The organism is Terrisphaera buseokensis (assembly GCF_047521145.2).
Lineage (GTDB): Bacteria > Verrucomicrobiota > Verrucomicrobiia > Opitutales > Opitutaceae > ER46.
The window spans coordinates 2,188,588-2,199,780 of sequence record NZ_CM134186.1 but is presented as its reverse complement, the minus strand read 5'-3'; the positions used below and the strand labels follow the sequence as shown (position 1 = coordinate 2,199,780).

Below are 11,193 nucleotides of genomic sequence, written 5' to 3'. Positions count from 1 at the left end.
GTTCGCTTTGCTGAGCGCGATGAAACTCACGCTTCCCCTCGCGTTGCTCCTCACTTCATTCGTCACGGCGCGCGCGGCCGAACCCGCTGCGGACGGCTTCGTGCCGCTCTTCAACGGCCGCGATCTGACCGGCTGGGTGAATGCGAACTGCGCGCCCGAGACGTGGAGCGTCAAGGACGGGAAAATCGTTTGCACCGGCCGGCCGATCGGCACGCTCCGCACGGACCGCCAGTACGAGAACTTCGTGCTCGAGTTTGAGTGGCGCCATCTGCAAAGCGGCGGCAACTCGGGCATGTTCGTGTGGGCGTCGCCAATCAGCGCGCCCGGCGTGCCGTTTCTGCGCGGCATCGAGATCCAGGCCCTCGACCACGGCTACGCGGTGGAATTCGAGCGCAAGAATGGGAAGAAGGCGGACTGGTTCACGGTGCACGGCGATGTGTTTCCCATTCACGGCGCGACCATGACGCCCTTCGGCAAGACCAACGGCAAACGCAGCTTTCCCTCCGAGGATCGCAGCAAGCCCTCGCCGGAATGGAATCACTACCGGCTCGTCGCGAACAACGGCTCGCTCCGCCTGCACGTGAACGGCAAGGAAGTCAGCGGCGGCGACGGCTGCAATTATCGGAAAGGTTATCTCGGCCTCGAGTCCGAGGGCGCGCCAGTGGAATTCCGCAATCTGCGGATCAAGGAACTGCCGTCCACGGGTGCCGGTCCGGACGTCAGCGCGCCGCTCGATCCGGGTTGGCGGCCGTTGTTCACCGGGCTCGATCTGCGCGGCTGGCGCACGACCGATGCCACCGCGGCCCGCTGGAGCGCCACCGGTGAACGACTCACACTGAAACCGACACCGGCCGCGGCCACGCCGGCTGACGCCAAGGCCGCCACGCTGTGGACGAGCACTGAGTTTGGCGCCGCCGAATTCGTGATCGACTACCAGCCGTCGAAGACCGCCCGCAACGAAGCCGCCGCGCCGGCCACGCTGTTCGTCCGCGGTCGCAACGGCGAAGGCGTGCCCGTCACACTCGCCGCCAGCGAGGGCGGCAAGTTCAGTCGCTTCGTGGTCACCGTGCAGGGTGCCAGCATCCGCGTGCAACGCGGCTCCGAGCCTGCGCAGGAAATTCCGCTACCCGCGGGTACGCCCGCCCGCGGCGCGCTGGGCTTTGCCGCCGGTGCCGGTGGCGGTCTCTTCATGAACCTGCACGCCCGCGATCTTTAGGCGGGAACAGTTCAGCTCCCGCGAATCACGCCCATACGCGCGAATGAGAACCGTCCGTGCGCGCGGCGGCTGGGGGACAAGCCGCCCTACCGTCGATCTGTCTTTGACGCCCGCCACCTGAACGGTCGCACGTGAGCGGCGCGGTCACGAGCCCGACGCCGTCACGATCGTCTCGACCGCCACGTCCTTGATCCCGGCGCGGCGGACTTCGTCGAGCACGTACACGATCGCGTTCAGTTTCGCCGTGAGGTCGCTGCGCACGAGCACGCGCGGCGACTCCGTGCCGCGCTTGTAGGTTGCGAGGCGCGGTCCGATCTCGGCGGCGACGATGGCCTCGGCGGCGTTCGCGCGGCCCATTTTCCAATGGTACGTGCCGTCCGCGGACGCTTGGATGAAAACCGTTTTGTCGTCGAGGACCGAGCCCTGGCCGGTCGCCTTGGGGAAGTCGGCCTCGAGCACCTTCACGCGTTGCAGCGTCAGCGTGAACAGCACGAACGTCGCGAGCAGGAAAAAGATCACGTCGATCAGCGGGATGATTTCCACGCGCGCCTTCTTCGGGCCGGCGAATTCGGTTTCGAGCGTCGTCATCGTGGGGCGGGGTTGATCTGACTACGCGCGAAGCGACGTTTCCTTAGCCGGATCCGCGCAGACGTTCCCCGCGAAGCACACGAATGGCCGCGAATTCGACCGGCCAATCAATCAAGCTGGTACCGACCGAGTTCACGGCGAGCTGCGCGCATGGCACTGAGTGCTCATTCGCGGTCATCCGCGTGATTCGCGGGCGATCACGCGCGTTGACGAAAACACCGAAAGGGTTGCGCCTCTCCCCGGGTTGGGAAACCGTTTGCGGCCATGTCGCCCGCCACGTCCACCTCCGCTTCGGTCGCGCTGCTCGATTGGGGCCGCACGGAGTATCGCATGGCATGGGAGCGGCAGGCCGGGCTGGTGACGCAGCGGATCGCGGGCGAGATTGGCGACACGCTCGTGTTCACCGAGCACGAGCCCGTGTACACGATTGGACTGCGCCGCGGGGCCGACGCCCATCTGGTGTGGAACGCCGACCAACTTGCGCGCGAGGGCATCGCGGTGGTGAACACCAACCGTGGCGGCGACATCACCTATCACGGGCCCGGACAGATTGTCGGCTACCCGATTATTTACCTCGCCGGACACAAGGACCTTCACGCCTACCTGCGCCTGCTCGAACAGGTCGTCATCAACGCCGTGGGCGGAATGGGGCTGGTTGCGACGCGACGCGAGGGGCAAACGGGAATCTGGATTGGCCGGCGCAAAATCGCCGCCATCGGCGTCGCGGTGCGGCGCTGGGTCACCTATCACGGCTTCGCCCTGAACGTTGAGCCTGAGCTTCGTCACTTCACCGGGATCATTCCCTGCGGAATTTCGGCGGCCGACGGCACCGTCACGTCGCTGCGCAACGAACTCGGTCAAGCCGTGGACCCCGCCGCGATCAAGGCGGCCCTCGTGCGGGAATTCGAGCGGTTGCTGCCGGAGTTTTTGGCCCACGGAACACACTGAACTCACGAAACCCCAATCCCCTTCCGTGTATTCCGTGTGTTCCGTGGGCAACTCAAGGCTCGTGCCATTCAAATCGCACGGTCGCTCCCGAAATGATCTGTGTTGATCCGCCGCCGTCCTGGTTGATTCTCCCCTTCCCTCTTTGATGGATACCACACGCAAACCGTCCTGGCTCCGCGCCAAGCTGCCGAGCGGCCCCGGCTATGCCGCAACCCGCCGGCTCGTCGACGAGAACCAGCTGCACACGGTCTGCCAGAGCGCACAGTGTCCGAACCTCGGCGAGTGCTGGTCGCGCGGCACCGCCACCGTGATGATCCTGGGCAACATCTGCACGCGCTCATGCAACTTCTGCGCGATCGCCACGGGCCGTCCCACGGAGCTCGATCTGGGCGAACCGGCGCGCGTGGCCGATGCCGTTGCGAAAATGAATCTCAAGCACTGCGTCATCACGAGCGTCGCGCGCGATGAATTGAGCGACGGTGGCGCCAGCGTGTGGGCCGCGACCATCCGCGCGATTCGTCACCGGAATCCGCATACCGCCATCGAGGTGCTCACGCCCGATTTCAAGGGCAACACCGAGCACGTCGACATCGTGCTCGACGCCAAGCCGGACATCTTCAACCACAACCTCGAGACGGTCGAGCGCCTCCAGAAACCGGTCCGCGTCCAGGCGCGCTACGATCGCTCGCGGTCCGTGCTGCGTCACGCCAAGGCGCGCGGGTTCGTCACGAAGACCGGCATCATGCTCGGCGTCGGCGAGGAGCTGGCCGAGGTCGAACAGACGCTCCGGGACATCGCGTCCGACCGGACGGACATTCTCACCATCGGCCAGTACCTGCAGCCGTCGCCGAAGCACCTGCCAATCTCTCGCTGGGCGCCGCCGGAGGAGTTTCTGCACTGGAAACAATTCGGACTGAGCATCGGCATCGGCGTCGTCGAGAGCGGCGCACTCGTGCGCTCGAGTTATCACGCGGACGAGCAGTCGCAGAAGTACACCGGCGCCGAACACCTGAACACGGACAACGCCCTGGCGTCGGCCTGAGCGTCCATCGCATCGCGGGGGGGAGAACGTCTCCGACACGCCGTCCGTCGGAGTCTCCTTTTTTCGGCGCCCGCTCAGCCGCCCGAGGTCCAACGAGTGGGAAGCGGCGCGTTGTTCATCCGGCGCCAAGCGAGTACGCCGCATAACGCGAACCCGAGGGCGTTGATCGCGCCGTGCACCAGCCGCATTTGCGGCAGCGTGAGCCACACCCCGCCCGCGGCCGAGGTGCGCAACGCGTAGAGCACCACGAGCACCATCGCGAAAAACAGCGAAGCGCCGGAGATTCCGAGCAGGAGGCGCGTCGCCAGCGGACGCTTCACGTCGAGGCCGAGCCGCACCTGCAGAATGGCGACGGCCATGCCTGCGAGCGCGAGGCCGCAGCCGGCGGCAGCTTCGAGACTCCGCCCCCAGCCCAGCTGCGTGAACGTGATGCCGAGCGCCACCGCGGGGACGCCCAACAACACGCCGACGCCCGCCCGCGACGCCAGGCGCCAGAAGAACACCTCGCGTTGCACGAGCCCGGCGAAAAGCGGCAGCATCAGCCCCGCATAGTGAAAGTGCACGGCGGTGAGCGTCACGATCGCCGGCGCGAAACCAAGCGGCTGATACCCGGTCCGGTCCACCAGCGTCCACACTCCGCCGATCGCCGCGTACATCAGGGCCGCGTCGCGGCAGATGCCGTCAAAGTCCCGCCGCCAGCCGCCCTGCCGCAGCCGCGCGAAGCCGATCGTCGCCAGCAGGCCGGTCACGCCGACCCACGGCAGCGCGGCCAGCGCGGCGAACGCCCCCGGCGGCAGCCAGCACGCCACGGTGAGTGCCAGTGCCGCGGGCAACTGGACGCGCTGAATCCAGCGGAACCACCGAGCCGGTTGTTCCGCCTCGTCGGCATCGGCGAGGAGGTCGAGGGCCAGCGGCACCAGCACGAGCGCGGCAAAAAGCAGCCACGCGTGCGACCAGGCATCGCTGCGCAGATCGGAGCCGCGCGCGATCACGAAGACGATCCAGGCGACGGCGCCCAACAGGGCTCGGTTGACGGCAGACATGGCCGGCGAACGTGAACAGACCGCCGGAGGCATGCAATCGCTCAGCGGCGCAAAGCGCAGCGATCATCTTTTTCGTGTGTTTCCGCCGTTTATTGATTTTCTCCGGCCATGAAGACGCGCAAGGAAATCGTCGAGAACTGGCTGCCGCGCTACACGGGCGTGCCGCTGGAAAAATTCGGCGCCTACATTCTGCTTACGAACTTCGATCACTACGTGAAGCTTTTCGCGCAGTGGCATCGCGTCCCCGTCGTGGGAAAAAACAAGCCGATGCCGAGCGCGACGGCCGACAACATCACGATCATCAACTTCGGCATGGGCAGCGCGACCGCCGCGACCGTGATGGATCTGTTGAGCGCGATTTCACCCAAGGCGGTGTTGTTCCTCGGCAAGTGTGGCGGCGTGAAACACCGCGCGTCGCTGGGCGATTTGATTCTCCCCATCGCCGCCATCCGCGGCGAGGGCACGAGCAACGATTATTTTCCCGTCGAAGTGCCGGCGCTGCCGTCGTTCGCCCTGCAGAAGGCCATCTCCACCACGATTCGCGATCACGCGCGCGACTACTGGACCGGCACCGTGTACACCACCAACCGCCGCGTGTGGGAGCACGACGAGGACTTCAAGAAGTACCTCACCAAGATTCGCACGCTCTGCATCGACATGGAGACCGCGACGATCTTCATGACCGGTTTCTACAACGAGATTCCCACCGGCGCGCTGCTGCTGGTGTCGGATCAACCCATGACGCCCGACGGCGTGAAGACCGCGGAAAGCGACAAACAGGTCGACGAGAAGTTCGTGAAGGATCACCTGCGCATCGGCATCGATTCGCTGAAGCAGCTGATCAACGAGGGGCTCACGGTGAAGCACCTGAAGTTCTGAGTTTTTTCAACTCGGCCGTCGGCATCGAAGCTGGGTACGCGCGCGCCCAGCGGTCCCGCCCTAGCCACCAACCTCGATCTCGAACGGCACGAAGCGCTCGCTCCCGCCGAGGTTCACCTGGGCCCAGATCACGTAGCGTCCGGCGCGCGGGATCGTGAGTTTGAAATTGAGCACCGGCTTCACCGCATCGGGCCGCTTGAGCAGGTCGGCCTCCGCGGGGTGCAGGTGCGCGAACCCGCTCCGCGTTTGATCGAACGCCACGAGATGGGCGAAAGCGCCCATGACGGGCTCAAGGGGAACGGGCGCGCCATCGCGGCGTTGCAGCGCGAAGCGCAAATCGATCGGCTGGCCCGCGCGCGCCGCCGCCGGTGTGGTTTCCAATGTAAAGGTCACGCCCTCGCGTTCGACCGAGCCGCGCAGCGGCTTGGCGTCCATCGTCCCAGGGCCAGGTGCGGCTCCGGCCGAAACAACAAGATCCACGCTGGCATACAGTCCCCGGCCGGTGGCGACCGGTGTGAAGTCCGCAAAAATCCGATACGTCCCCGCCGTGCGCGGCGTGAACGTCACGTGCCAGTTGCCGGTGGTCGAACCGGGCGTCGGATGCACGTGCTGATAATCCGTCAGCGAGGGATCGATGACCAACAGATGCAGCTGGCGGGTGTGAGTCACCAGGAGATCCTCCGGCGCGACCGCCTTGCCGCTCCCGGTCTTCAACGTGAACACGGCCCGCACCTCGCGCCCCGCCACCGCCGGTTCGGTCGTCGCCACCGTCAGCGTGACGGGCGATCGCGACGCCACGACGGGAATGAACTGCGGGTTGAGCGGATCGCAGAACTCGATCGCGTTGGTCGCGCGCGGATCGACGCGAAAATCCATGTGACTCAGGTTCGTGCCCGTCGGCAGCAGCCGGAAAATGGCGAACACCGCCACCGCACCAAGGGTGATCAGGGAAAACTGGCGGAGTTCCGATGAGGCGAGCGTCATGAGGGGGCAGAATAAACAGAATGGATGAAATGGGAAAAAATCTTCGCGGGCCAGAGAGCGAATCGATCCATTCTGTACATTCTGTCAAAATCCTCACCGCTTCATCCGGGCCACGAAATCCTGCGGTTCCCAGGCGCTGCCATCGGCGCGGTGGGCGATTTTTCCGTTCGCATCGATCAGCAGCGTCGCGAGCGTGTGCTGCAGGAGGTCGCCCTTGAACTGCGCGATCACGCCGAACTGCGTGAGCAGATCACGAATCGCAGTTTCAGGCCCGGTGAGAAACGAAAAGTTGGCCGTCTCGATTCCGCGCAATGATGCGTACTCGCGCAGCACCCCCGGCGTGTCGAACGCGGGGTCGAGCGTGATGGAAACGAGTTCGAGCGTCGTGACGCCCGCGGCGCGCGCGAGTTGCTGGGTCGCGATCATCTTCGCCGTCGAGGCGGGACACATCTTCGGGTCCGGGCAGCGCGTGAAGATGAAGTTCAGCATGATCTGCTTGCCGCGAAACCGGGAGCTCTGCACCACGCGCCCGCTCTGATCGTAAAGGGCAAAATCCGGCACGGTCTCGCCCACTTCGCGGTACGCCCCTTTTCCGCGCGCATGCGTGTCCTGGCGCAACTGCAATGCCAGCGCCGCCACCGTGTCCGCGGCCACCCGTTCATCGGGCCAGATCTTCTCCAGCCGAAAGTCGCCGCCATCCTTGCCGGGCACCAGTTCAGCCCGTATCCGCTGGCCCGGCTGGGCGATCGCGAGGTCACCCTCAGCCACCGCAAACTCCATCGTCATCGCGGGCATGTAATCCTTGATCGGGTCGTGCCGCACCACGACGACCTTCCGGGCGGCGTCGATCCGCAGAATCTCGCCGGTGAGCGGATAACGCCCGGGTGCGACGGCTGCCGCCGGGACGAGCGGACGTGCCGCCGCCGACTCTGCTTGCTTGGAACAGCCGGACAGAAGCGGGATGACGAACACGACGGCTACCCAGGCGGAGCGAGTGCTCATGTCGCTGCGAGCGTGGCGCGAGCGACGGCGCTCCCGGTATTAGATTTCATACGACAACGGATTCGCCGGTGGAAAACTTTGTCAAAGGGTTTGCGGCAACCAGCATCGCCGCTTCTGCTCTCCCTTTGCCCTGCTCATGGCTACCGCTTCCCACACCCGGCGCACCACCACGCACAAGCCGTCTCTCGCCCTGTTTGCGGCGGTGGGCAGCGCGTGGGTGTTTGTGCTGGTGACGCTTGGCGCGTTCACCACGAGCATTGGCGCGGGGATGGCGTTTCCCGACTGGCCGTTGTCGAACGGCTCGATCAATCCCGACGGCTGGCTCACGGATGCGGCGAAGTTCGCCGAACACTCGCACCGGCTGAGCGGCATGATGATGGGTTTCATCACCATCGGCCTCGCCGCGTGGCTGTGGCGCGTGGAGGAACGCGCGTGGCTCCGCCGCCTCGGTCTCTGGGCGCTCGGCATCGTGATTTTGCAGGGCGTGATTGGCGGACAGCGCGTCACGCTCAACGCGATCGATATCCCGTGGTTTCACATGTCGCTCGGCGAAGTCCTGCGCATCCCGCACGGCATCCTCGCCCAAATCTACGTCTGCGTGCTGATCGCGATCGCCATCGGATGTTCCCGCTCCTGGATCGAGCGCAGCACGCCGGTCGGCTCCGCGGTGCGCACGATGGGCCTGGTCTGCACGGCGCTGATGTTCGTGCAGCTGGTGATCGCGGTCACGATGCGGCACAACGCGGCCGGACTCGCGATCTACACGTTTCCCTATTCGACGCCCGCGCCGGAAAATCACTGGCTGCCGAACGAATGGAATTTCCGCGTCGCGATTCATTTCGCGCATCGCGTGATGGCGTTGATCCTCGCGTTTGCGCTGACGGCGTTTGCGTGGACGATCCGACGGGATCGTGCATCGACGGCGGGCATGAAGGCCGGCGCATCGGCACTCATCAGCCTGCTGGTGCTGCAGATTCTGCTCGGCGCGCAGATCATCTGGACGATGCGTCGGGCCGAGATGACGACCGGCCACGTGGTGGTCGGGGCCGTCACGCTCGCGGTCACGTTCTGGCTCACTTGTCGCGCGCATCGCGATGCGATTGAGGGATCGACGCCCCTCGCCACGCCCTCGCGCCCATGATCACGGAAACCGCCGCGGCACCCAAGTTTCGCGACTACCTCGAGCTGACGAAGCCGCGGCTGAGTCTGCTGTCGGTGATCACGACGATGGTCGGGTACTTCGCCGCGCGTCCCGCGGGCAATCCGGGCAAACTCACGCTGCTGTTCATTGGCACGTCGCTCGCGGCCGGCGGCGTGGCGGCGTTGAACCAGTGGCTCGAACACGAGACCGACGCACAGATGAAGCGCACCGCCGATCGTCCGATTCCCTCGGGCAAGGTCGCGACCGGTTCGGCGTTCGTGCTCGGCTGGTTGATGTGCGTGGCGGGCCTGTTCCTGCTCTTTGCGTGGGTCGATCGGCTCGCGGCGCTGTTCACCTTGCTGACGGTGATTTCGTACCTCGGCTGGTACACGCCCGCGAAGAAGCGTTCTCTGTGGAGCACGGAAATCGGCGCGATCGCGGGGGCGTTTCCGCCATTGATCGGCTGGAGTGCCGGCGACGGCAGCGTGAGCGCGCTCGGCTGGATTTTGTTTGGCGTGCTGTTCTTCTGGCAGATCCCGCACTTCATGGCAGTGGCGTGGACGTACCGGAAGGACTACTCGGCGGTGCACTTTCCGATGCTGCCGGTGCGGGATGAATCCGGCACCAAGGTGGCAGCCTGGTCGCTGGTGAACGCGATCGCGCTGGTGATCGTGAGCCTGCTGCCGGTCGTGTGGGGTCTCACCACCAAAGCCTACGGCGTCGCCGCGGCGGTGGTCGGCGCGTGGTTCATCTGGCGCGCGATCGCGTTCACCCGTCGCGAAGGCCGCGACGTCATGGCGCGGAAACTGTTCTTCGCTTCGATCATTTATCTGCCGCTCGTGCTGGGCGCGCTCGTCGCGGACCGGCTCATCGCCTCATGACCGTCCAACAGATTCCCGCGTTCAACGCCGTGCTCAACGCCTGCGCGACCGTGCTGATGACGGCGGGCTTCATTTTCATTCAACGCGCCCTGCGCGAGTCCGATCCGGTGCAACGCGCGGCGCGGATCCGCACGCACCGCGCGTTCATGCTCAGCGCGGGCGCGGTCTCGGCCGTGTTTCTCGTCGGCTATGTGACGCACAAGATTCTCGTCCGCGGCGTGCACACGAAGTTCGGCGGCGAAGGCGCCATCGCAGCCTTCTACTACACGATGCTGATCTCGCACATCCTGCTCGCGATCGCGATCGCGTACTTGGTGCCGCGGACATTCCTGTTCGCGCTGCAAGGCAACATCGAGCGCCACCGCCGCTGGGCGCGCTGGACGTTTCCGATTTGGTACTACGTCAGCGTGACCGGCGTGCTGGTATATTTCTTCCTCTATCAGTGGTGGCCAGCGACACCGAAGAGTTGAGCAGGAAACCCGGAAGCCAGGACTGAAGAGCGCTCGAAAGCGGGACCGGACCGCTGGACCCGGGCGTCGCATTGCGGCAAATGGACACGAAAAAGCCGGGCGAAAGCGCCCGGCTTGGAAAGGGAGGCAACGTGGGTGCCCTGATTACTTCACCGTCAGCGTGCCCTTCATGATCATGTAGTGACCAGGGAAGGAGCAGATGAACGTGTAGGTGCCGGCAGCCGGAGCCTTGAAGGACACTTCGGCGGTCTGCTTGGGGCCGAGAACCTTGGTGGAGGCAATCACCTGGTCCTTGAGGGAAGCCGGGACGTAATCCGTCTCTTTCGCGGTCATGGCCGTCGTGGCGAAAGCCGTGACATCGACGCCCGCCTTCAACAGCACCCAATTGTGCCCCATGGCCTCCTTCGGGAGCGTGCCGGCGTTGGTGAAGACCACCTTGAGGTCCTCGCCCGCCTTGGCATCGATGTTGGCGAGGCTGAACTTCATCTGATCGTTCGCGGTGATTTCGATCACCCGCCCGGCGGCGGCCGCGGGTGCGGGAGCGGCAGCCGGAGCGGCGGCGGGTTTGGCGGCGGCGGGAGCTGCGGCGGCGGCAGCGGGTGCAGCCGAAGCCGGGCCGGAGGCCGCGGCGGCCGCGGTCGTGGCGGGAGCATCGGCCTTTTTGCCGCAACCGGCAACGAGGAGTGCAGCAAACACAGCAAGGGGAAGGAGTCTGGTAGTCATGGCAGGACGAACGTTGGAAACACTCCGATGACATGCAAACCCGAACCACCAGTTTCCGGGCATCGAGCCGACATTCGGCGTCTCGGAACGAACGCTCGACTCGTGCCAGCGACAATATTCCAGGGCCGCAAGGACGAGACGCACCAAGACCATGACGCTCGCGCTTCCACAGCACCGAAACGTCTCCACGCGGCTCGGCTTACTCTCCGCGGTGCCGCCCCCACCCGCGCTAATGAGCTGCAGAGCTCTGTTAATATAATCCGCTCGCGAACCTCT

Annotated in this window: 12 protein-coding genes; 7 read left to right on the top strand and 5 right to left on the bottom strand. The window is 65.3% G+C overall.

Features of this window, described 5'->3' with window-relative positions; translation table 11 throughout:
- The first annotated feature begins 19 nt into the window (after positions 1–19).
- The gene (locus ACLJEU_RS08065) at positions 20–1,216 is read left to right on the top strand and encodes a 3-keto-disaccharide hydrolase (protein WP_414662094.1); all 1,197 of its coding nucleotides are present in this window, start codon (positions 20–22) and stop codon (positions 1,214–1,216) included.
- A gap of 144 nt (positions 1,217–1,360) precedes the next feature.
- Here ACLJEU_RS08065 and ACLJEU_RS08060 read toward each other — a convergent pair whose 3' ends face one another.
- Positions 1,361–1,804 (bottom strand): ExbD/TolR family protein, encoded by a 444-nt coding sequence (locus tag ACLJEU_RS08060; protein WP_414662093.1) that lies wholly within the window; start codon positions 1,802–1,804, stop codon positions 1,361–1,363.
- A 264-nt stretch (positions 1,805–2,068) separates the two neighbouring features.
- On the opposite strand from ACLJEU_RS08060, the gene lipB reads away from it, so the two are divergent.
- Positions 2,069–2,752, top strand: coding sequence for a lipoyl(octanoyl) transferase LipB (gene lipB, locus ACLJEU_RS08055; RefSeq protein ID WP_414662092.1), 684 nt, complete (start codon positions 2,069–2,071; stop codon positions 2,750–2,752).
- Positions 2,753–2,897: 145 nt separating this feature from the next.
- Positions 2,898–3,794 (top strand): lipoyl synthase, encoded by an 897-nt coding sequence (lipA, locus tag ACLJEU_RS08050; protein ID WP_414662091.1) that lies wholly within the window; start codon positions 2,898–2,900, stop codon positions 3,792–3,794.
- 74 nt (positions 3,795–3,868) lie between these two features.
- Here lipA and ACLJEU_RS08045 read toward each other — a convergent pair whose 3' ends face one another.
- Complete coding sequence (locus ACLJEU_RS08045; RefSeq protein WP_414662090.1) at positions 3,869–4,837, bottom strand: YndJ family transporter; 969 nt, start codon at positions 4,835–4,837, stop codon at positions 3,869–3,871.
- A gap of 108 nt (positions 4,838–4,945) precedes the next feature.
- Here ACLJEU_RS08045 and ACLJEU_RS08040 point away from each other — a divergent pair, with 108 nt between their 5' ends.
- Positions 4,946–5,716, top strand: a complete 771-nt coding sequence (locus tag ACLJEU_RS08040) for an AMP nucleosidase (protein WP_414662089.1) — start codon at positions 4,946–4,948, stop codon at positions 5,714–5,716.
- A gap of 60 nt (positions 5,717–5,776) precedes the next feature.
- On the opposite strand, the gene ACLJEU_RS08035 is transcribed toward ACLJEU_RS08040, so the two are convergent.
- Together ACLJEU_RS08035 and ACLJEU_RS08030 are read right to left on the bottom strand one after the other, a co-directional pair.
- Positions 5,777–6,700 carry a hypothetical protein gene (locus ACLJEU_RS08035; RefSeq protein WP_414662088.1) on the bottom strand — a complete coding sequence of 308 codons (924 nt, stop codon included), beginning with the start codon at positions 6,698–6,700 and terminating at the stop codon, positions 5,777–5,779.
- Between the two features lie 93 nt (positions 6,701–6,793).
- Entirely contained in the window at positions 6,794–7,702 is a 909-nt protein-coding gene (locus ACLJEU_RS08030) for an SCO family protein (protein ID WP_414662087.1), read from the bottom strand.
- Between the two features lie 136 nt (positions 7,703–7,838).
- Between ACLJEU_RS08030 and ACLJEU_RS08025 the strand changes: the two genes are divergently transcribed.
- Genes ACLJEU_RS08025 through ACLJEU_RS08015 form a run of 3 tightly spaced genes read left to right on the top strand, consistent with a single transcriptional unit; the run spans position 7,839 to position 10,194 of the window.
- Complete coding sequence (locus ACLJEU_RS08025; protein WP_414662086.1) at positions 7,839–8,843, top strand: COX15/CtaA family protein; 1,005 nt, start codon at positions 7,839–7,841, stop codon at positions 8,841–8,843.
- Entirely contained in the window at positions 8,840–9,724 is an 885-nt protein-coding gene (gene cyoE / locus ACLJEU_RS08020) for a heme o synthase (protein ID WP_414662085.1), read from the top strand. The genes ACLJEU_RS08025 and cyoE overlap by 4 nt, the downstream gene beginning before the upstream one ends.
- Positions 9,721–10,194: a DUF420 domain-containing protein gene (locus ACLJEU_RS08015; RefSeq protein ID WP_414662084.1), complete on the top strand. Its 474-nt coding sequence runs from the start codon at positions 9,721–9,723 to the stop codon at positions 10,192–10,194. The genes cyoE and ACLJEU_RS08015 overlap by 4 nt, the downstream gene beginning before the upstream one ends.
- Positions 10,195–10,338: 144 nt before the next feature.
- Here ACLJEU_RS08015 and ACLJEU_RS08010 read toward each other — a convergent pair whose 3' ends face one another.
- Positions 10,339–10,917, bottom strand: coding sequence for a plastocyanin/azurin family copper-binding protein (locus tag ACLJEU_RS08010; RefSeq protein WP_414662083.1), 579 nt, complete (start codon positions 10,915–10,917; stop codon positions 10,339–10,341).
- Positions 10,918–11,193: the final 276 nt, after the last annotated feature.